We start from the raw sequence: 23351 nt of genomic DNA, 5'->3' as shown, positions 1-23351 counted from the left end.
TCAGATCACCATTTAAGACACTGCGTGGCGCGGTGACCAGGACCATGCTGAGGACATGACCCGACTGCGCACCGCGATCCCCGGCCCGAAGTCGCTGGAACTCCAGGCGCGGCGCAAGAACGCCGTCGCCGCGGGTGTCGGCTCGACGCTGCCCGCCTACATCTCCTCCGCCGACGACGGCCTGCTGATCGACGTCGACGGCAACCAGCTCATCGACCTCGGCTCGGGCATCGCCGTCACGAACGTCGGCAACCCGGCCCCCGCGGTGGCCGAGGCCGTGCACGCGCAGATCGACAGGTTCAGCCACACCTGCTTCATGATCACCCCCTACGAGGGCTACCTCGAGGTGTGCGAGGAGCTGAACCGCCTCACACCCGGCGACCACGAGAAGCGGTCGGTGCTGTTCAACTCCGGCGCCGAGGCCGTGGAGAACGCGGTCAAGATCGCCAGGCACGTCACCGGCAGGCAGGCCGTCGTGGTGTTCGACCACGGCTACCACGGCCGCACGAACCTCACGATGGCGTTGACCGCCAAGAACATGCCGTACAAGCACCGCTTCGGGCCGTTCGCGCCCGAGGTCTACCGGGTGGCGGCGTCCTATCCGCTGCACGACGGACTCACGGGTGCCCAGGCGGCGCAGCAGGCGATCGCCGCCATCGAGAAGCAGGTCGGCGCGGACAACACCGCCGCCGTCGTGATCGAGCCGATCCAGGGCGAGGGCGGGTTCATCGCGCCCGCCGAGGGTTTTCTGCCGGCGGTCGCCGAGTGGTGCCGTGAACGCGGCGTGCTGTTCGTCGCCGACGAGATCCAGACCGGCTTCTGCCGCACCGGTTCGTGGTTCGCCTCCGACCACGAGGGCGTGGTGCCGGACCTGATCACCACGGCCAAGGGCATCGCGGGCGGCCTCCCGCTCGCCGCCGTGACGGGCCGCGCCGAGATCATGGACGCCGTGCACGTCGGTGGGCTCGGCGGCACCTACGGCGGCAACCCGGTCGCGTGCGCTGCAGCTCTCGGTGCCATCCGCACGATGCGCGAGCGCGACCTGAACGCCGCCGCACGCCGCATCGAGGAGACGGTCCTCGGCCGGCTGCGTGCCGTCGCCGAGAAGACCGACATCATCGCGGAGATCCGCGGCCGTGGCGCGATGCTCGCCATCGAGTTCACCGAACGCACGCCCGAAGTCGCCGCCCGCGTCGCGAAGGCGTGCCACGACCAGGGTGTCGTCGTGCTGACGTGCGGCACTTACGGCAACGTGATCCGTCTGCTGCCCCCGCTGGTCATCCCGGACGACCTGCTCGCCGAAGGTCTCGACGTGCTCGAAGGAGCCCTGCTCGCATGATCGCGTTCAATACCCCGGAAGACGTCGAAAACGCCGTCGCCAAGGCTCATGACGTCGCCCCCGAGTTCGCCGCGCTGCCCGCACACCGCCGCGCCGCCGCCCTGGACCACGTGTCACGCCGGCTCGCCGAGCGCGCGGAGGAGTTCGCCCAGGCCATCAACGACGACTCCGGCAAGCCGCTGAAGTGGGCACGCGCCGAGGTGACCCGCGCGATCTCCACGTTCCGCTGGGCCGCCGAGGAAGCTCGCCGCTTCTCCGGCGAACTGCAGCGCCTGGACACCGACCCGGCCGCCGAGGGCCGCCTCGCGCTGGTGCGCCGGGTGCCGCGCGGGCCGGTGCTGGGCATCGCGCCGTTCAACTTCCCGCTGAACCTGGTGGCGCACAAGGTCGCCCCGGCCCTCGCGGTCGGCGCCCCGATCGTGCTGAAGCCCGCGCCCGCGACGCCGAAGGTGGCGTTCCTGCTCGGCGAGCTGCTGGCCGAGACCGACCTGCCCGACGGCGCCTGGTCGGTACTGCACCTGTCCAATGAGGACACGGCGGCGCTCGTCGAGGACCCGCGCCTGCCGGTCGTCTCGTTCACCGGTTCCGGCCCGGTCGGCTGGGGCATCAAGGAACGCGTGCCGCGCAAGCACGTCACGCTGGAGCTGGGCGGCAACGCGGCCGCGATCGTCGCCCCCGACTGGCAGGACATCGAGTTCGCGGCGCAGCGCATCGCCACGTTCGCGATGTACCAGGCGGGCCAGTCGTGCATCTCGGTCCAGCGCGTCTACGTGCACACCGACGTCTACGGCGCCGTGTCCGAAGCCGTTGTGCAGCATGTGAACAAGCTCGACGTCGCGAACGACGTCGGCCCGCTGATCAGCGACGCAGCGGCGGAACGCGTTGAGGCGTGGGTGAACGAGGCCTCTGCGACCGTGCTGACCGGCGGCTCCCGCGACGGCAGGGTGTACGCGCCCACCGTGCTGACCGACGTGCCGGAGGACGCGAAGGTGAGCGCCGAGGAGGTGTTCGGCCCGGTCGTGCTGCTGGCGCGAGTCGACTCGGTGGACGAGGCGTTCGACCGCGTCAACGCCTCCCGCTACGGCCTGCAGGCGGGCCTCTTCACGACCGACGTGCGCCTGGCTTTCCGCGCAGCGCAACGACTCCAGGTGGGCGGCGTCATCGTCGGCGACGTGCCGAGCTACCGCGCCGACCAGATGCCCTACGGCGGCGTGAAGGAGTCCGGCACCGGCCGCGAGGGCCTCCGCGCGGCGATGGACGACCTGACCGAACCCCGAGTCCTGGTGCTGACCGGCCTGGAGCTCTGAACATTTCCCGGCCGTTTTCCCGGTACCGGCCAAGGAAACCCCGATCGGCCCATTCATCCGACGAATGGGCCGATCTTGACCTTGACTGCGATGATGCACGAGTGGCCGTCACCATCAGGGATGTCGCTCGCCAAGCTCAGGTCTCCGTCTCGACCGTCTCGCGCGCCCTGAGCGCGCCCGGCCTCGTGAAGGAAACCACCCGGCAACGGGTCCTGGACGTGGTGCGAGGACTCGGCTACCAGCCGAACCGCGCCGCGAGAAGCCTGATCACCGGCCGCACCGGCAACCTCGGCATCGTGGTGCCAGACCTGGAAAACCCCTTCTACCCGGCAGTGCTGCGCGGCGTGCAGACCAGGGCCGGCGAGGCGGGCACCTCGGTCTTCTTCTGCGACAGCCGCGAAGACCCGGAAACCGAGGCCGAACTGGTCCGCACGATGGCGGCCCAGGTCGATGGCGTGGTGCTCTGCTCACCCCTGTCGTCAGACGAGACCATCACCGAGCTGGCAAACCTGACCCCACTGGTGCTGATCAACCGCACCGTGCCGGACGTCTCGTCAGTCCTGATGGACAGCGGCTCTGGCATGGACCAGGTGATCACGCACCTGGAGTCCTTGGGCCACACGGAGTACGTCTACTTGGGCGGCCCCACCATGTCCTGGTCGCACAACCGCAGGCTGCAGGGCCTCCAGGGCCGCGCACGAGTGCTGGGCCCCTTCGAGCCGAACTTCGCAGGCGGCCGAACCGCCGCAGAACAGGCACTCAAAACGAACGCAACCGCGTTCATCGCCTACAACGACCTGATGGCCCTGGGCGTGCTGAGCCACCTGGCCGAACACGACATCAAGGTCCCGCAGCAAATCAGCGTCACCGGCTTCGACGACATCCTCTACGCCGCGATGTGCTCCCCAGCCCTGACCACGGTGGCCATGCCGACCGAGGAAGCGGGCAAGGTGGCCGTGGACCTGCTGGCCGAACGCCTGGACGACGCCCCAGCCGAACGCCGCGAGCTCCCCACCAACCTCGTCATCCGCGCCAGCACCCGCAAACACCCGATGTCCACGTGACGCGGCCCAACCACCAGTCGCCCGCAAATCACGAACGCTTCCACGGCCGACTTCCCAATCACTGACACGTACGACTCAACCGTCACTCCGGCCGCGGGGAAGCCTCTCGGGATGGCTCCCCCGCGCACGGCCGAGGACGTCTCTCTAGTCGTACCCGCGAATGTGGCCGTCCTCGTCAGCGAGAATTTCGTGGCGCTCCATGTCCGGCTCCTTCCGTCGTGGCTGACATCACAAAGGTAGAGCCCTCACGGCGTCCTGTGGAGTGAATTTGCACCGCAACCGGGGTATCACTCACGAACGCAAGGGGTCCATAGGGTGACCCCCACCACACACTCCACGGTGTGGCGTTCATCACACAGTTGGCCCAACCAATGGCTACACAAAGCCAATCAAGACAGCAGCTTTACCCCAACGGGTTGCCCAACCTGGCCCATCCGGGGGACAAAACAGTCCTGCGAACGATGCTCACCGTAATCGCCGTGGCCACCTTGCTGCTGATCCCAGCCACCCCAGCCCTCGCCGCCGACCCGGTGGCCAAGACGGTAGAACTCCTCAACGCCTACCGCGCAAAGCACGGCGTAGGCCCTCTCTCCCTCGATTCCGAGGTGACCCGAACAGCCCAAGAATGGGCAGACCATCTACGCGGGACAGACGGTTTCGAACACCGCCCGAACAACCCCTACGGCGAGAACCTCTACTGGATCGGCAGCCGCACCCGAGCAATGGACAGGGTGGCCACAAACGCCCTGGAAAACTGGTACAGCGAATCCCGCGGCCACGACTACACCAAGGAGATGACCGCCTCCAACATCAACTACGAGGTCCTGCACTTCACCGCCATGGTCTGGAAGTCGTCCGACCGAGTGGGCGTGGGCCTGAAACAGGCGCCAGCGGCACCTACGTAGTGGTCAACTTCGCCGCCCGGGGCAACACCCTGACCCAGTTCGTGGCAAACGTCCTCCCACCCACCACAAGGTGACCACGCGCGGCACGCGCCCCTCTCGCGAAGGCGAAGGCGAAGCCGAGCGGCGAGCCGAACGCGATGGCGAAGCCGAGCTGCTTTTCACAACGCGGGCCGCCACGCAAACGCAACCACCTACGCAACCGCCACACACGCACCCCAACGCGCCCACCTACGGACACGAAACAGGAACCCGCCAACGCAACCGGGGGACGCCCCACCCAACCGACGCGCAAACGCCGGAACGGCCCCACAGCAGCACACTCACCGCAACCCAGCAGTCTCAGTAACCGCCCTCAAAGCCGCCACAACAGCCGAAAACGGCGGCAAAGACGGCTTCTCCCCCGGAGCCTCCCCCAGCCACCCCACAACTCCACGATCAATCCGAGAAGGCGGCACCGGCACCAACGTCCCCAGCCGATGGGTGAGCGCTCCCCGAGCCCGCAACCGAATCAGGTTCACCTGCGAAGCCTCATCAGCAGACGACGTGAGGATGAGCCACCTCCCAGGAGCCCTGGGCAAAACCACCACAGGCCCACCCAGCATCCGCACAGACAGGAAGTGCTGCACCTCCCCACCGACCCCGGCAGCAAGCTCCACCGCGGACACCTGATGATCAGTGGTCAACAGCAACCGATTCTCCGACCGCAGGACCAACCACCCCCACTCCGAGTACCGCTCAAGCGCACTGGAGAACGTGTCGAGCCGAGGCAGATCTCCCGACGGCGCAGTTCCCTGCAGCGCAAGTCCCGGCGACGTGGTTCCCCGCGACGCAACTCCCTGCGACGCAACTCCCGGCGGCACAACTCCCGGCGACGCGACAACCTGCGACGCAACTCCCGGCGGCGTAGTCCCCTGCGGCCCAACTCCCTCAGGCGAGTTCATCGATCTCACCCTCACTTAGCTAAGAACAATCGGTTCGTGTAACTGCGATCACACGATTTGACTCCCCGCCGCCATGAACTCACTATCGGCCCGCCATCGGCACACTAGAACGAGGCTGGAGAGCGTGACCAACCTGCGACAACGCCATGTGACCATGATCGCCCTGGGGGGTGTGATCGGCGCCGGCCTCTTCGTAGGCACAGGAGCGGGCATCGCACTGGCGGGCCCAGCAGTCCTGATCTCCTTCGCCCTGGCCGGCCTGCTGGCCCTCCTCACAATGCGCATGCTGGGCGAAATGGCAGCAGAACACCCGAGCAGCGGCGCCTTCTCCGTCCACGCCGAAAAGGCGATCGGCCCCTGGGCAGGCTTCACCATCGGCTGGCTCTACTGGTGTGCGGTAGGAGTAGTGCTGGCCGTAGAAGCCACCGGCGCAGCAAAGATCGCCTCGAGCTGGATCCCAGCAGTCCCCCAATGGGCCTGGGTCCTGATCTTCATGTCAGCCCTGACCGCCATCAACCTCACCAACGTCCGCAACTTCGGCGAGTTCGAGTTCTGGTTCGCCGGCCTGAAAATCGCCGCGATCATCCTCTTCCTGGCCCTGGGCACAGCCGCCATCGCAGGCCTGATCCCCACGGTCGACTCCCCAGGCCTCAGCAACCTCCACGACTTCCTCCCCAACGGCTGGAGCGGCGTACTGGCAGGCCTGATGGCGGTGGTGTTCGCGTTCGGCGGCCTTGAAGTGGTGACCATCGCCGCCGCGGAGGCCGAGGACCCGAAGCACGCCGTCGGCAAGGCCGTCCGCTCCTCCATCACCAGGTTGCTCGTCTTCTACCTGGGTTCGATGGCCGTGGTGGTGACGCTCCTCCCGTGGAACAGCTCAGAGGTGGGCGCCAGCCCCTACGTAGCAGTCCTCGACCACATCGGCATCCCGGCAGCCGGCCAGGTCATGAGCGTCGTCATCCTGATCGCCCTGCTGAGCGCCATCAACGCGACCCTGTACGGCGCCTCCCGCATGCTGTACTCGCTGGCCGAACGCGGTGAGGCCCCGAAAGCGTTGCTGAACAAGAAGAACGGCGTCCCCCGCAACGCGGTGCTGGCGTCCGTCACGTTCGGTTTCTTCTCGGTGCTGCTGAACTACCTCTGGCCGGACACGGTCTTCCTGCTGCTCCTGAACGCCGTGGGATCCGCGCTCCTCGTCCTCTGGGGGTTCATCGCGATCTCGCAGCTCCGCCTGCGCCGCACCATCGCGAACCCGACGGTGCCGATGTGGGGCTATCCGTACCTCTCCTGGCTCACGCTGGCCGGCATCGTCGCGATCATCCTGCTGATGCTGAGCGACGAGCAGGCCCGTGGACAGATCCTGTCCACGGGCGTGCTCGTCGCCGTCATCGCGGCGGTCGGGCTCAGCAGGTCAGCTTCGCGCCGGCGAAGTCTCCGCGGTCGAACCTGACACCGTCACCGCTGTCGTTGACGACGAGCCGCAGGAACTTGGCGCCCTGCAGCGATCCGGAGATCGACACCGCGTCGTCCTTCCACGTGCGCAGGCCGCTGGAGGCCACGCGCGTGCCGTCCGCCCAGATCTCGAAGATCGCCGAGCCCTGCTGGTTCACGTCGCGCTCGTCGTCGATGCCGACGTCGGACGAGAACGATGTGCAACGCCCGCCCACGTACAGGATCAGTTCGGCGTTGGCGTGCGTGCCGAGGCCCTTTTCGTAGGTCTTGCCGTTGATGGTCAGCGTCTTGCCGTCACCACCGACGTAGCCGCCGTTGGACCTGTCCCGCTCGACAGGCCCGTAGCCGCTGCGTTCGGTGGTGAACGTGACGTCGCTGGCCCACAGCGAACCACCGGACGGCGGCGCGACCGGCACCAGCGCCGGCGAGGTCACCGGGCGGGTCAGCTTTCCGCGGCCGACCCATGTGGCGCCCAACGAGCCGTTCAGGACGTGCGTACCCGGCACGGCCCCGGCCGGTGGTGTCACCTTCCACTTGCTCTGCACCGACTGCGATGTCAGCAACACGGGAGCGCGCTCGGAGGAGAGCTTCTCCACCTTCCACCCGGCGGGCGCCCTGAACGTCGTGGACGCGTCCAGCACCGGGATCGGCGCCTGGTTGGTCGCGGTCACCGTGGCCACGAACGGCACGCCGGCCGGGGTGATCGTGCTCGGGATGCCCGCGTACTGCTGCGCGATGTCGAGCGAGGTGTCGATCGCGGGCTCGTGCTGGTACCAGTCCTGCGACGCCTTCACCCGGAAGATCGCGGTGCCGTGCGGCGGCAGCGACGCGGAGATCTTGCCGGCGGACTGGAAGTTCTTGTGCTGCCACAGATCCCGCACGGTGTAACCGACACTGCGCGGCAGCCCGATTTCGCGGGCTGTGGTGGAGATCGTCGCGTTCACCTCGGACTCGTTGAACAGCGTCACCGCCTTGTCGCCGTTGGCCAGGGGCTTCACGAACACCCAGTGCCCGTCCTTCTGGTAGATCACCTTCCCCTGGACGCCCAGCCTGTCCTGGTTGATCGCGATGATCTCCTTGTTGCGCAGGATGTCGAGGTGCTCCGGCGAGATCTTGCGCAGGTCCGCGCCGATCAGCAGCGGTGCCGCCATGATCGACCACAGCGCGAAGTGGCTCTGGTACTCGGTCGTCGTCTGCTTGCCGTTGCCGACTTCCAGCATGTCGGGGTCGTTCCAGTGGCCAGGGCCGGCATAGGCGTCCAGCGGCGCGTTGAGCTTGATGATCTCGACGGTCTTGGACCAGGTGTCGTTGATGTCGCCGGTGGTGCGCCACAGGTGACCGACGCCCTTGCCCCACTCCCACGGCTTGTTCTGGCCCCACTCGCAGATCGAGTAGACGATCGGGCGGCCGGTCTTCTTCAGTGCGTCACGCATCTTCGTGTAGCGCTCGAGTGCCGGACGGCCCTCGTTGTTGCAGTTGTCGTACATGAGACGGCGGATAGGCCGCTACCAGGCAAAACAGGCTCTGTTGATCTTGTTTTCCGGGCTCAGGCCGTCTACAGGCCGTGAACCGTGGCCAGGCCGCTACTCGGGCCGTCCGTGGCCGTGTCGTCGGTCTTGGCTGGTTCGGGCCTTGGCTTGAACAGGTCGTCGATCGCCAAGCGTGCGCGGTCATAGGAGTCGGGCATCAGGTGGGCGTACACGCGCAGCGTGAAGGCTTCGGAGGAGTGGCCGAGGAACGCGGCGAGTTCCTTGATGCTGACGCCTCGGGCGAGCATGTGGGAGGCGAACAGGTGCCGCAACGCGTGCATGCCGTCCTGGCCCTCGGTGTAGGTCAGTCCGGCCTTGGCGAACGTGGGCCGCCAGATGGTGTTGTTGAACGCCTGGCGCGTGTACACGCCGCCTTTCGCGTTGACCATGAGCAGGCGCACGGTTTCGGTCTTGCGGGAGTCGTCCTCCGCCCACGGCAACGTCACCTCCACGGGCGGGAAGTTCTCCGCGTAGTCGTCCAGATCCGCGAGCACGCCACGGCCCATCGGCACCACGCGGGTCTTGTGTCCCTTGGGAAGCTTGAACTTCAGCCTCCCTCGCACGGTGACCACCTGGCGGTTGACGTGGTACACCATGCGTTCGCGGTCGACGTCGTCGAGGGTGAACGCGAAGATCTCACCCTGCCGCAGTCCGACTCCCGCGCCCAGCTCGGTGACAGGCTTGAAACGTGCGGGCAGCGCCAGGCCGACCGAGCGCAGCCTCTTGTCCGCCCACACCGTGATCTTCTTCGGGACCGGAGCAGGGCGTTTGATCGACTTGTCTTTGCACGGGTTGAACTTGATTCGTCCTTCGGACGGTGACGCGGCCACGTCGAGGATGGAGGACACGGTGTCGAAGATCTGAGCGCGGTAGGACGCGGCCGGAACCTTGGGGTTGCCCTTCGCGTCCGTGCGCTCGGTCATCCACGCCAGCCAGTCCCGGATCAGATCGTTGTTGAACGAGGCGAGGGCCTTGTCTCCCATGAACGGGTAGACGTGCTGATCGAGCCGTTGCCGGATGTTCTCCACAGTGGACTCATCCTGTGACCGTCCCTTGAGGACTTTCGCGGCGAAGTCGCGGAACAGGACCTTTCCCGCGCCCGGGTCGGTGAACACGCCGGCCAGCACGTCGTGTTGCATCGAGAGCAGGAACGCGTCCGCCTTGCCCTTCTGCTTGTCCGGGAAGCTCTTGTTGCGTTCCTTGCCCGCGTCGTCGTAGTAGTGGACCTTGTAGCGCATCCCTTTCCCGTGCTCGGGCGTCGGCTCCTTCAGTGGCTTGCCGTTGCGGCCGACCATGATGTTTCCGGTAGCCGGGTCGATCTTGTTGCGGTACCAGCGGTCTTGTACGTGACCCGCCATCGGGTGGTGTCCTTCCTGGTAGATGAGTTGCTGAAAGAACCAGCCGGGCAGACCGGGAGGAACCTGCCCGGCTGGTCTTCACTGCGGAGAGCTACGCGGCGGTCTAGCCGTCGAGCCAGTCCCGGACGTCGTCCGGGCGGTAGCGGACGTGCTTGCCGAGCCGGACGAACGCAGGTCCCACGCTGCGATAGCGCCAGTCGGTCAGCGTCTTCTCGGGGATGCCGAGGAACTCGGCCAGAACGGCCGGGGTCCACAGGCATTCCACGGTGATGAAGCGCGGTCGATCACTCATGAGATCCCCCCTTCCGTCGCTGGTCAGGCCGCCTCCCGATGAGTTGCTGAAAGATTCAGCCCCTCATCGGGGGCAGGTCGGGGCAGCGCGACCAGCACCGCCTGAGCTTGTTCGTACTCGGCCCGCCACTTGAGCCGCTGAGCGATCATCTGCATCAGCAGCTCCGCTCGACTCGGTGCGTGTGGATCACCTGCGCGGACCGGAGCCCACATCAGCCGCGTGCGGTCCGTTCCTTCCGGCTTGGCGATCCCAGCCGCCGCCAACGCCTCGCGGACGAACGCGGCACGGTCGGACTTGTGTTCGGCGAGGGTCTTCCCCGACCAGCGCCGCGACACCAGCACCCGACGACCCGGCAGGCCGAGGGTTTCGCGGCGGTGAGCCTTGGAACGGCACCGGCCCGGAGTCATCCGGGAGTGCGCACCCTTCGGCGCGACGCCGTAGAGCAGCCAGACCGCGCACCGCTCCGAGCACGGCGTGATCGCGAGCTCGGCCGCCAGGCGGTCCGCGTGCTCGGACACCCGCTGCGACTCGTCGACCGCGACGACTTCGGAGATCGACTTGACCAGGTACTTGGTCAGGTAACCGATGTGCCGCCCAGCTTCCTCAGTGCCGCCAAGGATGCCCTTGGAGTGCACCTGAGAACCGAACTCGACCACGTGCGCAGGAGTGTCCAGATCAGCGACCGCATCCGCCCACGAGGTCAGCGGGACATTGGTGTCAGGGTCCACGAAACCCTTGGCGCGCATGTCCCACACCGGCAACCGGTCACCGCTGTAGCGGATCTCGTCGTGGTCAGGCCACCACACCTGGAGGTAGGTTGCCGCCGTCACCTGACGCACCACCGCGTGCGGGATCGAGCCCCTGACAGCGAAGTGGGCGTGCGGGGTGATGCGCTTCTGTGGCTCGACGGTGCCGAAGTACTGCACGTCCCAGCCCACGACACGGCGAAGGTTCTGCCACCACCGGTCGATCAGCGACGCGAAGTGCACCGCGTCCCGAGCAGCACGGCGGTAGTCGTACGTGCTCGGGTCCACGGGCGTGCCGTCCGAGCGCACCTTGCCGTAGGAGTCCAGCGTGACCGTGACGAACGTCGAGGGCCGGTACTTGCCCGCAAACTCCCGCCCCACCGTCGTCTTGGTGACCTTGCGACGAGGCAGGTTCGGCGCATCCTGACGCCGACGAGTCGAGCGGACCGGGGCAGGCGCGGCCGGCCGATCCACGGAGGGGAGGTTCCCGCGGACTCCCTCGCGCCGCAGGTCAGAGTCCGCCTCCCGGATCGCTTCCCGCAGGTCCTCGACCTGTACCGCGTCCTGCTCACGCTGCGTCTGGCGGTACTCGGCCGTCAGATCGGCCCGGTAGGTCACCAGCTCGATCTGATCACGCGTGGCGGTCTCCCGCTCCGCCACGGGCTCGTGATCGAGGTGCCAGCCCTCACGACACTGCGCCATCCGCGAACGCCGGTTGCGATCCGCACACGCCGGGCACTTGCTCGCCACGGTCGAGTTGCACCGCACCCCGACCATGCGCACCTCACCGGTGTCGAGGTCCACGACCTCCCGCAGCACGGGACGCACGCACACCCCGTGCTGCTCTGCCGCCGCCTTGACCACGTCGAGGGTCAGCGGCATCCGGGCACGCTCCGCCGAGGTCATCCCGGCAACGTCAGCCGTGACAGCCGGAACAACTCCAGGCGCAGCAACAGTTTCCGTACTGTCCACAGTGGCCTTCATGGTCTCCTCTCGGTTGTTGGTCATGCCGCCTCACCCCCACTCACATCGCTGCCATCCGGGCGGTTCGGGAACGCGTGCACCGTCGCTTCGGTGATCCCGAAGAACATGGCCAGCTCGACCAAGTCCGCGTCGGTGACGTAGAAGGCCCGCGCACGTTCCGGCATGCCGCGCCCGTCGGTCTTCACCCACGCCACACCGGGCGTGTTCTCGCTGATCTCGTGAGCCGCAGCGCCCCGAGCCCGCGCACCCTCACCCAGCACCATGTCCACCTGCGGGGCCTCATCGAGCCGTAGCGCGATCTTCGTTCCGAACAGGTGCCGGAACGCCACCACCTCCTTACGCGGGTCCTGCACCAACCCCAGCACCGCGTAACCGGGCGCTCGACCCTGTGACGTGATGGTGGAGATGGCCCGCACCGCTCGTTCCCTCAGGTTGCGATCCGGTTGGTAGGCAACGAGATCCGCCAACTCATCGATGATCAGCAGCGTGAACGGCTCACCGCTGCGACGAGCCCACAACCGGCGCACACCCCGGTACTTCGCGGCCCGTTCCTTGACCTCTGCCGCGATCTCTTCCAGCAGCTCGACCGCAGCCGCGCCGTTGTCGAACACGAGCCGCGAGAACGCTTCCTCACACTGCCCGAGTTCCATACCGCCCTTGGGATCGATCCCCACCAGGCGAACGGCACCCGTCCGGATGGCCGGGGCGAGGTGCCACACGATCGACCACAGCACCGACGCCTTACCCGCGCCCTGCACACCCACGCCGAGGACCTGGTTACCGAGCAGCTTGAGCCGCCAGGCCTTTCCGGTCTCCAGGACACCGATGACCACGCGCTTGAGGTCCACCGCATCCGCGTCGTTGCACAACGGCGGCACCGGCACCGGACGAGCCAGCGGATCGGCGTGTACGAAGTCGAGTTCCAGCATCCGGGGCTTGAGCACCCGAACCCGGCACGACCGCGCCCCGAACGAGTGCGCCAGGCCAGCCCGCCGCAGCTCCCATTCCTCGTGCGACTGAGCCGGGATCATCCGCACCCGGACACGGTCCCGCCAGCCATCCGAGCGAACCCGCCGCAGCTTCGGCAGGTACTCGCGACCCCGCCACTCCTTGGCCAGCTCGGCAAGCCGCACGGTGGTCTTCCAGCGCGGCACATATACCGAGGCGCGCCGCCACTCTGTCACCAGCCGCAACCACACCTGACCACGGAACGAACCTCGCGACAGACCCCACCAGATCACCAGGCCGGCCGCGACCGCGAGCAGCACAAGGACCAGCGGCACGACCCCGAGCCGCCACCAGCACACCAGCAGCAACGCCGGAGTCAGCGTCACCACCGGGTACCGCACCACCATGAGCGCCAGGCGGACGCCGCCGACCAGCAGCAGCCACACCAGCGCCAGGAACGCCGCGATCCACTTCAGTTTTCCGGGAACCAGCGCCCACCACGGCACACGCGGACGCACCCCCTCGAACGGGGCCGGATCAACCCACCTACCCATCAGGCCTCACCCCCACACACGAGGGACAGTGAGGACATCCACACCACCGGGCTAACGGTCCGGCTTGACGCCGCACCCGTGTAGACAGATACCATTGTCACGACTGGAATTCCTTTGCGTAGCAACGAAGACGACAAGAAAGACCAGTCAGTGAGTCGCCACGGGAACAGACCACAGCCCGCCAAGACTTCGGCTGTTCCCCTGGCGACCACCAACCGGCCGCACACCCACTTTTCAGTTGTGCACCAAGGGCATGCGTCACCAGCACGCGGCCCGCAGCCACGCGCCGACGACGCAACCCCTTACCTCACAAGGTCTTGCGACCCCGGTTCCTCGGACTGCCCCATGAGCGCGTCCGACTCGGCCATGTACAGACACCCAAGATCGATGAGCAGGACGCCGAGTTCCTGATAGTGCTTCGCCCGCTCTGGATCCGGAACGAGGCTGCACGTGCGCATCATGTTCTGCGTCAGCATCTCGCCGAACTCAGGATGAGTCTTCGCGACCTCACGCGACAATCGCACCAGCGAAGTGCGCAGCAGCTCTTCAGTCAGGATCTCTGCGGCCACGACATAGCTCCCTTCTGGCTCACTGCCCGCCCAGCTCTCGTGCCTTCTGCGCTTCTCGCTCAGCCCAGTACAGGGCCTCGTGGTGGTGACCACGGTCCATCTCCGCCACGCGCCGATACACCTCCGCGCTCTTCTCGTGGAACCGCTTCACATCCGCCACCGCAGCACCCTTGCGCGGCATCAGCCGGGGCAGCACCTCATGCGCCTCAGCCAACGACACGATCCTCTGGGCCTGAGCCCACGTAGCCTCGCGACGCTCGACCACGGTCACGTCAACCTCCCCGCACCTGATTCGCCGTAGGCGTCGGTGTCCTGGCGCAACAGCCGTTCGCGCGATTCCGCCTGGTGATCGAACATCTCAGCGGCGTGCAGTGCAGCCGCCTTGGCCCACCACGGCGTTTCGTCGTGGCCGGCCAGCTGACGCCAGCACCACGCCACCTGTCGATAAGCGGGCGCGATCCGAGCGGCGGCGTCCGGATCATCAGCAGCCGCATAGCGGTTCGCCTCATCGGCGGCCGTGAACTGCTGATAGGCCTTCTTCCACTGCTCACCCAACGCCCTCAGGTCGGCCACGGCTTACGCTGCCTTGGACGCGTCAGGCGTGGCGTTGCCCTGTTGCTTCCCACCACGGTTCGACGACTGCGGAGCCAACATCTCCTCCGCCCACACCGTGTAGCTCACCCAGCCGTCCCGCACGTACGGCGTGACCTTCAGACCACGGAAGACCACCGGGCGGAAGGGCGTGCCGGGCAGCACCTCCGGCGGCACCGGCTGGTACTCCGAAGCGATCTTGACGACCTGACCAGTGTTCTTGCCCTTCGCGGACGGGTCCGTGCCCTGCACCGTCCACACCGGAAGGCCCGTCAGCTTGTCCACGGCCGGACGAGGCTGCTTGCCCTCCGAGTACTCCGTCGCCCGCTCAACGCTCAACACGAAGAACCCCTGCGGGAACAACTCATCGAACGTGATCGGGAACCGATGGCCAGCGGGGATACCCACTTGGTTCTCCTTCTGTAGGGCCGCTCGTTCGCGGCGCACTGCTGTTTCTGGAACTTGCCTAACCAGATTCGGCGCCGATTTGTCCCGTCCGCGTTCCGTCCCTGTCTCTTCTGACGCGCGGCATACTCGGACAGTCTCGTCTTGGTCTCGTCTTCGTGGTACCGTCGTCTCGTCTCGCGCCACGGGGAGAGGTTCATGCCGACCGAATCGACGCTGTTGAGAGTGCTGTTGAGGCAGCGGCACATGCAGGGCTACCTGACGTTCCGCAAGGAGTACGACCGCGTCGCGAGGCAGCTTGACGGCGATCTTGTCGGCAAGTGGCCGAGCAAAGCCCAGTTCTACCGGTGGACGTCCGGAGACCTGCTGGGCCTGCCGTATGCGGACCATTGCCGCGTCCTGGAGAAAATGTTTCCGGGCTGGACCGCACAGCAGCTTTTCGCGCCTCACGAGGGCGACGGTGAAAGCCTCGTGACCCCGCCGCACCGCAACACCAACACCGCCCCCGCTCCGCGTCCGGTGCAGCTACCCCAGCAAGCCAGGCTTGCCGACATCACCGCCGCCTACGCGACGCGAACCGAGTTCCTGCACAACGTCACCCCGCGAACGCTGTTCGACGGCGCGAAGCAGATCAGCATGGTTGGTCTGTCGCTCAACATGTTGTGTCAGCAGTACTCAGACAAGAGCCTGCTCGACGCGATCGAGGAAGGGACGGTCATCCGGGCGTTGTTCCTGGACCCGAACGGGACCTACAGCGCCGCGCGCGAACGAGAAGAGGGGTTACCCGAAGGGCACCTCAGCACGCTCACTCGGTTGAACATTGAGGCTCTAGGCCGTCTCGGGTCGAAGGTGTCGCCGAGCGCCAAGGGGTCGCTTGCCATCCGCGTCTATGACGAGCCGATCCGCTACAACATCACGATCGTCGACGAGTTCAAGTGCGTGGTGCAGCCCTACCTGCCGGATGCACGAGGTGTCGAATCGCCCACTCTCGTCATCGAGAAGGATGAGACCATGCCCGGTCTCTACACGACGTTCACTCAGGTCTTCGAGTCCATGTGGGATCGCGCACGGGAGGTTGCTTGATGCACCAGCTCGACCACCTGGCGGACGTGGCTCGAAATGCTGTCCGCATCGGCCACGAGCTGATCAAGACCACCCGCCCGCACACCGTCACCGAGAAGACCGACCGCGACACCTACACCGAGGTGGACGTCAGGATCGAGCGCGAGATCCGCGCCTACCTTGCCGAGACCACTCCTGAAATCGGCTTCATAGGCGAGGAGGAAGGACGTAGCGACGGCGCCGCTGACAGCAAGTACGTGTGGGGTCTCGACCCGATCGACGGCACCTCCAATTTCGTGCATGGGGTGCCGTTGAGTGCCGTATCCCTCGCGCTGATGCAGGACGACCGCACGGTTGTCGCCGCGATCTCGTTGCCCTACATGGAACTTCACTACTCCGCCACCTTGGGTGGTGGCGCGTTCGTCAACGGGAAGAGGCTCGAAACGAGCAAGACGGTCGAGCTATCAAAGTCCATTGTGGCTATCGGCGACTACGCACTAGGCGAGGGCTCAGCCGAGAAGAACCGCCAGCGAATCGCGCTCACGGCCGCACTCGCGGCACAGGTCGAGCGAGTCCGCATGTTCGGGTCCGCGGCCCATGACTTCGTCTGGTTGGCCGAAGGTCGCATCGATGGCGCCATCGTCCTGTCGAACAAAGAACTGGACCTAGCCGCAGGCATTCTGATCGCCCGCGAAGCCGGGGCAGTCGTGATGGACACCTCAGGCGCTCAGCACACACGCGCATCCGCGCACACTGTTGCTGCCGCACCCGGTGTCGCCGATCAACTTCTGTCGCTGGTTCAGTCCGTCGTCTGACATGCCATCACGCTTGCCGAACGGGGAAGCGTGCCATAATGATGCGCACGGGTAGAAGGGAGGGTTCGAATGCCTATATTTCGACCAGGAGCGATCGAGCCGCACGAGTATTTCGTCTGGTGTGTCACTACCCCGAAGTATCTGTCGGTGGCTCGCGACTGGCGGTTCACCACACCTTGGGCATACCGTCGCGCGCTTCGACTGGGGTATTTCCATCACAAGGATGATTGCCCAGGACACAATGGGGCTTACTGTAACCCTCGATACATTGCACGGGAGGTAAGTTCTGGCGAAAAGTAGGATGCTCGCTTGGGAGCGACCTTCTGCTATTTGGCCACCCCCAAGCGAGTTTGCTTAATTAGGCGGAGCCGTTACCACCACCACAGCCGTATCGGCCGGATTCGCCCCAAACTGGACTACCGGCGACGACCGTGCCGTTAGTGTGTTGTGCGTAGCCCCTCGTGTTCAGCCTGTAGTTGTAGATCCCGGTATCTTCAGGCTCTCCGCAGTCAACGTCAAAGGTCCAGACCCAGCGATAATTACGGGTAGCGGAGGAGTTCGCCCAGTCCGTGTACCCGAGCCAGCCGCGCCACGAATCGCGCTCAAACCTGTAGTTGACCCAATGCTGGAGGAACGATCCTGTGCAGCGCTGGTCAGCATCAGCTGAAAGGCGCCCCGCCGACAGTCTGATGGCGGAGATGTAACGTTCGCAGTACAGCGATTGGATCGTTGGCCCTTGGGTGGCCTGAGTGCCGTCGCCGTTGACGTATGTCGGAGTAGCGGTGTTGTCCAGCGGAAGAACCTTAGCCGGGTCCTTCACTCCACGGTGCGCAGGCACTGACGCATCCAGTGACTGCGTCTGAAAGAACTTGCCTTCGTCCGTGAAACCCCAGTAAACGACCACGCCTTCGGTCGGCACAGGTCCGGACGGCGCCCTTCCTGACTCCGTCGCCGTAAACACGACTCCACTAGGCGCCTCATCGGACTGGGCTGAGGCTGGCGTGGCAGTCACGCTCACAGTAAAAGCGATACCGCATAATGCGGCCAGTGCCTTGTATCTACGCAAAACTTCCCCCTTTGGTATAGGTAAATGCGAGGGAGCGTGAGAGGCTGACGCGCAGGATTTGGTCGCGCGCCAGAATGCGCCATACAAAGCATGGCGTGAGATTTAGAGCCCCCCTATGCCTCCCCGCGCAGCAGACACTATCGACACGCACATGGTCGCAATACCCCCGAACAGGTGACCCCATCAACAAGCGTCATCGGACGATCGGAGGGCGGGATGTTGGTTCGCAGTCCTCACTCAAGTTGACGCACGTGAGCAGTCAGGAATCGCCAGCCACCGCAAGCGTATTCCGTGCATTGAAGAATTGTGCTTTATGGGATCAAGGCGCGCCGCCGCTGGCGGCGCGCGGGCGGGTCAGTCGCGCTGACACCGCCCACCGTTGCGCCCGCTGCCCGCATCGGGACACGCCAGGCTCCCGCTCCGCTCCGCCTGTCGGCCCCGCGCGGCAGCGCGCGCAGGTGGCCGAGTCCGCGCGCCACCAGCAGCGGCCAACCTGGCCGGCCGCCACACCCCAGGCGAACTACAAAGCTCACCGCGCGGAATTGGCAGCGAAAGCGCAGCTCACACACGCTGACTGCTCCCACGGAGGCCAGATCCTTTAACACCGTGCCGCCGGTATCAAGGGCGCCTACGGCGTCGCTACGCGATGGGTCAAGGCCCACCCTTGACACCAACGACACGGTGCTAACTGCGGCCAGGGCCGTGGAAGCGGGGGCGAGCAGCCACCGCCCCCACTCAAGCCGAGAACCTCGACCGCAGGAGCGCCGATCATGAGGAACCGCCGCCACCAGGCCCCCGCCGGACAGCTCGCCATGTGGGGCGTCTACGAGCTGGAGGCCCAAGCCGTAGCCGCGTGCAGTCGCCCGGCACCCAAGCCCGCGCTTGCGGACGTCCGCGTTGCCGAGGTCCTGCCGATCTTCAAAGCGCCCGTCACCATGATCGCGTTCCGGGCACCGAGCACGCCGAAAAGCCCCTCGATCCCCACCCAGCGCGGAGGTCGAAGGGCTGCCCATGATCATTTCTCAGGCCGTCGCCAGGCCGTGGGAGGTTCAAAAGCGTCCGGATCTAACCGGACCCAACGAGAACAAACCAGCAGGTCAGAGCGCTTGCCCGTGTTCGCCCCGCCTGGTAGCAACCCCACCGCGTCACATGTCGTACTTGAGGTAGTCGACGCCCCAGTCCGCGAACGTCTGCGCGTCGATCTCCTCGTGGTCCAACGAGCCGGGCATCGTCTTCGCGCACGTCAGGGTGCCCGCGCTGGTGTAGATGCCGAACTTGAGGCCGCGGGCGTGGATGTAGTCGGCGAGCGCCTTCATGCCGCTGGGGAACCGGGTCGGGTGGTTGCGCAGCCGGCCCGTCGCCGGGTCGCGGGTGAGGTCGGCCCAGCAGTCGTCGACGTTCACGTACTGGTAGCCGACGTCCTTCAACCCCTTGGACACGAAGATGTCCGCCATGTCGCGGATCATCTGCTCGTTGATGTCGCAGCCGGTGGTGTTCCAGTTGTTGAACCCCATCGGCGGTGTCAGTGCCAGCGCCGGATCGACGGCCGGGCCCGGATCGGCCTGAGCCGCCGGTGCCGCCACGGAGGCGGCGACGAGCGCCAGCGCCGTCAGCAGAGATCTCACTCCCACTTGTAACCCCTGTAGTTGCGGATGAGCTGATAGGTGTTCTGCAGGCCGGAGCTCTCGATGCTCCGGTAGATGCCCCACTTCGGGCGCAGGTAGTTCTTGTCCCGCCACAGGTCGACGGCCATCGTGCGGCCCTGGCCGACGACCGTGCCCGCGTCCTTGAAGAGCCACGCGAGGTGGCCGCCGCTGTTCGACGCCTTGCACTCGAACTCGACGTCGATCCACTTGTTCTGCAACGGTGTCCAGTCGCCGACGACGTGCTCGGTGTTGGCGTCGTTGTCCCGCAACGTGAGGATCGTCAGCGTCGGCTTGTCCTTCATCCGCGGCGTGAGCGTCCACAGTGGACCAACGACGTCCTGCACCTTCATCTGCATGATGTGCGTGAAGCGGGTCGTGGCGGTGAGCGAGGACGGCCAGAACGCCTGGTAGGTGATCTTCCAGGTCTGGTCCTTGCCGATCTTGTGCGTGGTGCCGCCCGACCGCATGCCCTTGGACTCGTTGCGCTGCCGGTCGGAACCGTCGCGGTCGCGGGTGTGCATGTCGAACCGCCAGTGGTCGCCCTCGACGTAGATGTGCTTCACGCCGCCGTGCGAACCCGCGCGGTCGTCCTCCAGGCCCTCGAACGCCCTCAGGCCGTCACCGGACGGTGTCGGGTTCCACTTCAGCGCCCAGGCGGCCTCGATCACCGGATCCGCGTACGCGGGCCGGGTCAGGCCCAGCGCCAGTGCCCCCGCGGCGCCGAGTTTCACGGCGCCGCGACGGGAGAGTTCTGCCATCGTCTGCCTCCTTCGGAAATCTCTCCTTCGGTGGCGGCGGGTGACGATCAGGCTTTGGGCTTCTCCAAGGTGATCGCGAAGACGTGCAGGCGCGGCCCGCCCGTCCTGGGCAGGATGACGGCGGAGAGTTCCTGGGCGGCATCCAGCTCGATCGTCTGGTGGAAGATCGACACCTGCTTCTGCACGGGACCCGACGGCGTGTGCATCAGCGTGGTGGCGACGGGTTCAGACTCGCCGAACTGCGGCCGCTGCTGCCAGGCCGTCACCCGGAACCGCACAGGCACAGAGCCGCCGGCGTAGCTGACCGCGCCGTTCGCGTCGACGTTGCCGGTGTCCGCGGCCGCGAGCAGGTGCAGCTTCACGTACTTCCCGGCGGGGACGGCGAGTGTCTGCCCGTTGGCGATGACGTTGTTCTTGCTGGCCTCATCGCCGTTGTGGAACTCGAACAGGATGCCGTCGTCGGTCACCGAACCCGTCTGCGGCAACTGCGCGGCGGGGTAGGTGTTGCCGAGGCCGTCGAAGTCGCCGTCACGGCTGGTGAACTCGTTGGAGAGACCGTCGTTGTCGAGCGCCGCGCTGATGTCCACCGGCACCGCGCTGCCACCGGGCGGCAACGCGGGCAGGCCCCAGCGCCTGGCGGGCTCGGTGATCCGGACGGGTGCGATGGTGAAGTCGCGCTCGCCCTTCGCGTGGATCAACGCTTCCTGGCCGCGCTCGAGCTCGAGCTCGACGACGCCGTCCTGGACGCTCCACTTCGAGCAGCCGCGGACGCGCAGAGGTCCTTCGATGCCCGTGCGGATGCGGCACGGCTGACCGGCTTCGCTGTGCACGCGCACGAACCGCGTCCTGCCCTCGCGCCGGACCGCGCTGATCAGGAACGCGCCCTCGGTCCTGGTGTCGTGGATCGTGACGTCCCGCCACACCGGCGGCACCGCCGGGAAGATCCGGATCAACCCGCCCCAGCTCTGGATCAGCATGTCCTGCAACGACTTCGCCGCGGAGAGAGGCGTCTCGATCACCGGGCCTGCCTCGAAGTACATCGTGTTGGGCTGGGCGAAGCGGGCCACGAACTCCCGCAGGTACCGGAGCGCCTCGTCGCCGCGGGTCATCTGAGCCGCGATCGAAGCGGCACCGGTGAAGGTGAAGCCGCGCAACGACCCCTCGAAGCTCAGCCAGTGCTTCAGCGAGCGTTCGATGAGGTCACGACGTTCCGGTTGCTCCCAGTTGACCTCGTGCAACGGGTAGACCGCGAGCATGTGCGAGTAGTGCCGGTGCGACTTCGCGAACGGCACCCCGGCCCCGATCATGAACCCGCCCGCGTCCGCCGGGTACTCGACGAGCTGGTCGAGCACCTCCTGCCACTTCGGCGCCAGCGGGTCGTCGATCCTGAGGATCTTCGCGCTGTCGATGAGCGTCCGGCACGACCAGCGCAGCAACGCGAGGTCGTAGTTGCAGTCCGGCGCGACACCGTACTCGGGCGAGTAGGTGGGCAGCAGGTGCAGCTTGCCGTCGTTGCCCTTGCGCAGGAAGTGCAGGTAGTAGTTGGTGGATCTGCGCAGAACCGGGAAGACGGTGTCCCTGAGGATCCGTTCGTCCATGGTGTGCCGGTAGCTGAGCCACGCGTTGTGCAGCAGCCACGGCAGGTTCCCGATCTCCGGGTCCGGCGACGGATGCAGCGGCGAGCCGACGAACCCGGCGTCCTGGAACGTCGGGTCTGTGCTGCGCCGCAACCCCATCGAGTCGGCCCGGAACTCCGGCCTCAACGCGTCGACCAGGATCTGCCGGTGTTGCGAGATCGTGCGCGGGATCGGGTCCAGTTCGAGGTGGTTCGACGCGAGCACGGGCCAGTACTCGAGCTGGGCGTTGAGGTTGAACCACACCGACGGCCACGGCGTCGGCTCCAGCCACGGCCCGGTGGTGGGCATGATCGGTGCTTCTCTTCGCGCGCCCGACGCGAGCTTGTACAGCTGGATCCAGTAGAAGCTCTGCATCAACGCGTCCGGCACCGACACGAAGCTCTTGCGGTAGAAGCGGTGCCACCACCGCTGGTGCTGGTACCGCAGCACCTCCGGCACCGGCGCCCTGGTCACCGCGTCCCGCACCGCCGCCTCGGCGGTCCGATCCGGATATGAGTGGTCCACCGACAGCAGCAACTCCGTGCGGCCGCGGAGCTTCCTGATCCGGAACGCCGTGGCGGTCTGGCCGCCCGCGACCATCTCCTGGGTGACGAGCGTGAGGCCGTTCTCGGTGCGGGTGACCGGCTTGGGGTTGGGCGGCAGCGTCGCGGGCGGTGGCTCGCGGATGACACGCGGGCTCACCGCGTCCAGCGCCAGGAACTCCAGCCCGAAGTCCTTCTCGCCGCTCGTCGGCCGCACTTCCAGGTGCAGCAACGACTTCTCGGCGTGCACGAACGCCCTGACCGCCAGCTCACCCACATCCGTGACGATCTTGCCGCGCAGCTCGGCGTGCCACAGGTCGAGCCTGAGGTCGACCCCGGTGATCTTGCCCCGCGGCGTCAGCAGGACACGTCCGACCGGCAGCCGCGCCACTCCCCACTCGTTCCCGAACTGGGGCCGGTGGTCCTGCACCTCCGCGTGGTCGACGGTGAACCTGATGGCGTTCGCGCCTGGTTCGCGGTAGACAGCGGAGGCGAGAAAACCGTTGCCCAGGAACGGGCCCTCGTACCAGGCGCGCGGGATCCGCTGCCACACCAGGTCCTGCTCACCGAGGAACCGCTCCCAGTCGATCCTCGTGGCGCACCCGGCGACCGGAGGGTCCGCGTTCGCCCTCACCGGCAACGCCGTGAGCGCCGCCCCAGCCGCAACCCCACCGAACAGCCCCCGCCGCGACAGCTCCACAGAACACCCTTCAGGTTCGCGGCGGCTGCGAACAAAAGATCGGAGGTGTACCTACGCTCGCAGCCTAGGACGGCCCACAGAGGCGGTCAAGACCAGTCAAGCGTCGGATGAAACCGTTTACCGCGAGCAGTAGCCTGGCTACCGCCGCGAACTTTGGAGGAT

Annotated in this window: 18 protein-coding genes and 1 pseudogene; 7 read left to right on the top strand and 12 right to left on the bottom strand. The window is 66.4% G+C overall.

What is annotated here, in order from left to right; genetic code table 11:
- Nucleotides 1-55: 55 nt before the first annotated feature.
- The 5 genes from gabT (at nucleotide 56) to ABFX45_RS34180 (ending at nucleotide 7006) form a co-directional block, all read left to right on the top strand.
- Complete coding sequence (gene gabT / locus ABFX45_RS34200) at nucleotides 56-1339, top strand: 4-aminobutyrate--2-oxoglutarate transaminase (protein ID WP_109635475.1); 1284 nt, start codon at nucleotides 56-58, stop codon at nucleotides 1337-1339.
- Complete coding sequence (locus ABFX45_RS34195; protein ID WP_407656895.1) at nucleotides 1234-2646, top strand: aldehyde dehydrogenase family protein; 1413 nt, start codon at nucleotides 1234-1236, stop codon at nucleotides 2644-2646. The genes gabT and ABFX45_RS34195 overlap by 106 nt, the downstream gene beginning before the upstream one ends.
- A 101-nt stretch (nucleotides 2647-2747) precedes the next feature.
- On the top strand, nucleotides 2748-3710 hold the full coding sequence (locus tag ABFX45_RS34190) for a LacI family DNA-binding transcriptional regulator (protein ID WP_346134537.1): 963 nt from the start codon (nucleotides 2748-2750) through the stop codon (nucleotides 3708-3710).
- A 341-nt stretch (nucleotides 3711-4051) separates the two neighbouring features.
- Nucleotides 4052-4615: a CAP family protein gene (locus tag ABFX45_RS34185; protein ID WP_109635468.1), complete on the top strand. Its 564-nt coding sequence runs from the start codon at nucleotides 4052-4054 to the stop codon at nucleotides 4613-4615.
- Between the two features lie 1095 nt (nucleotides 4616-5710).
- Nucleotides 5711-7006 (top strand): amino acid permease, encoded by a 1296-nt coding sequence (locus ABFX45_RS34180; protein ID WP_233439422.1) that lies wholly within the window; start codon nucleotides 5711-5713, stop codon nucleotides 7004-7006.
- Here ABFX45_RS34180 and ABFX45_RS34175 read toward each other — a convergent pair.
- The 9 genes from ABFX45_RS34175 to ABFX45_RS34135 all read right to left on the bottom strand — a co-directional run bounded on the left by ABFX45_RS34175 (nucleotide 6960) and on the right by ABFX45_RS34135 (nucleotide 14987).
- Complete coding sequence (locus ABFX45_RS34175) at nucleotides 6960-8495, bottom strand: NPCBM/NEW2 domain-containing protein (RefSeq protein ID WP_346134534.1); 1536 nt, start codon at nucleotides 8493-8495, stop codon at nucleotides 6960-6962. The genes ABFX45_RS34180 and ABFX45_RS34175 overlap by 47 nt on opposite strands.
- A gap of 68 nt (nucleotides 8496-8563) precedes the next feature.
- Nucleotides 8564-9895, bottom strand: a complete 1332-nt coding sequence (locus tag ABFX45_RS34170) for a tyrosine-type recombinase/integrase (RefSeq protein ID WP_346134532.1) — start codon at nucleotides 9893-9895, stop codon at nucleotides 8564-8566.
- 103 nt (nucleotides 9896-9998) lie between these two features.
- A complete protein-coding gene (locus tag ABFX45_RS34165) occupies nucleotides 9999-10187 on the bottom strand; it encodes a helix-turn-helix domain-containing protein (protein ID WP_346134530.1) in 189 nt (62 codons plus the stop codon).
- Nucleotides 10188-10210: 23 nt separating this feature from the next.
- Nucleotides 10211-11839 (bottom strand): replication initiator, encoded by a 1629-nt coding sequence (locus ABFX45_RS34160; RefSeq protein ID WP_346134528.1) that lies wholly within the window; start codon nucleotides 11837-11839, stop codon nucleotides 10211-10213.
- A 98-nt stretch (nucleotides 11840-11937) separates the two neighbouring features.
- Nucleotides 11938-13419 (bottom strand): cell division protein FtsK, encoded by a 1482-nt coding sequence (locus tag ABFX45_RS34155; RefSeq protein WP_346134526.1) that lies wholly within the window; start codon nucleotides 13417-13419, stop codon nucleotides 11938-11940.
- Nucleotides 13420-13721: 302 nt separating this feature from the next.
- A complete protein-coding gene (locus ABFX45_RS34150) occupies nucleotides 13722-13988 on the bottom strand; it encodes a hypothetical protein (protein WP_346134524.1) in 267 nt (88 codons plus the stop codon).
- Nucleotides 13989-14007: 19 nt separating this feature from the next.
- Nucleotides 14008-14208, bottom strand: a complete 201-nt coding sequence (locus ABFX45_RS34145) for an AMED_5909 family protein (RefSeq protein WP_428834268.1) — start codon at nucleotides 14206-14208, stop codon at nucleotides 14008-14010.
- Between the two features lie 47 nt (nucleotides 14209-14255).
- The gene (locus tag ABFX45_RS34140) at nucleotides 14256-14543 is read right to left on the bottom strand and encodes a hypothetical protein (RefSeq protein ID WP_346134520.1); all 288 of its coding nucleotides are present in this window, start codon (nucleotides 14541-14543) and stop codon (nucleotides 14256-14258) included.
- A gap of 21 nt (nucleotides 14544-14564) precedes the next feature.
- Nucleotides 14565-14987 (bottom strand): hypothetical protein, encoded by a 423-nt coding sequence (locus ABFX45_RS34135; RefSeq protein ID WP_346134518.1) that lies wholly within the window; start codon nucleotides 14985-14987, stop codon nucleotides 14565-14567.
- A gap of 195 nt (nucleotides 14988-15182) precedes the next feature.
- Between ABFX45_RS34135 and ABFX45_RS34130 the strand changes: the two genes are divergently transcribed.
- Nucleotides 15183-16067 (top strand): DUF5919 domain-containing protein, encoded by an 885-nt coding sequence (locus ABFX45_RS34130; protein WP_346134516.1) that lies wholly within the window; start codon nucleotides 15183-15185, stop codon nucleotides 16065-16067.
- The gene (locus ABFX45_RS34125; protein WP_346134515.1) at nucleotides 16067-16861 is read left to right on the top strand and encodes an inositol monophosphatase family protein; all 795 of its coding nucleotides are present in this window, start codon (nucleotides 16067-16069) and stop codon (nucleotides 16859-16861) included. The genes ABFX45_RS34130 and ABFX45_RS34125 overlap by 1 nt, the downstream gene beginning before the upstream one ends.
- A 2217-nt stretch (nucleotides 16862-19078) precedes the next feature.
- On the opposite strand, the pseudogene ABFX45_RS34120 reads toward ABFX45_RS34125, so the two are convergent.
- The 3 genes and pseudogenes from ABFX45_RS34120 to ABFX45_RS34110 all read right to left on the bottom strand — a co-directional run.
- Nucleotides 19079-19510, bottom strand: a pseudogene (locus ABFX45_RS34120) (glycoside hydrolase family 27 protein); the annotation flags it as partial.
- A gap of 38 nt (nucleotides 19511-19548) precedes the next feature.
- Nucleotides 19549-20331, bottom strand: a complete 783-nt coding sequence (locus ABFX45_RS34115) for a Tat pathway signal sequence domain protein (RefSeq protein WP_346134513.1) — start codon at nucleotides 20329-20331, stop codon at nucleotides 19549-19551.
- 47 nt (nucleotides 20332-20378) lie between these two features.
- On the bottom strand, nucleotides 20379-23189 hold the full coding sequence (locus ABFX45_RS34110; protein WP_346134511.1) for a glycosyl hydrolase family 95 catalytic domain-containing protein: 2811 nt from the start codon (nucleotides 23187-23189) through the stop codon (nucleotides 20379-20381).
- Between the last annotated feature and the right edge of the window lie 162 nt (nucleotides 23190-23351).

It is taken from the genome of Lentzea roselyniae, from assembly GCF_039537795.1.
Classification (GTDB): domain Bacteria; phylum Actinomycetota; class Actinomycetes; order Mycobacteriales; family Pseudonocardiaceae; genus Lentzea; species Lentzea atacamensis.
This window is presented reverse-complemented; position numbering and strand designations above follow the sequence as displayed.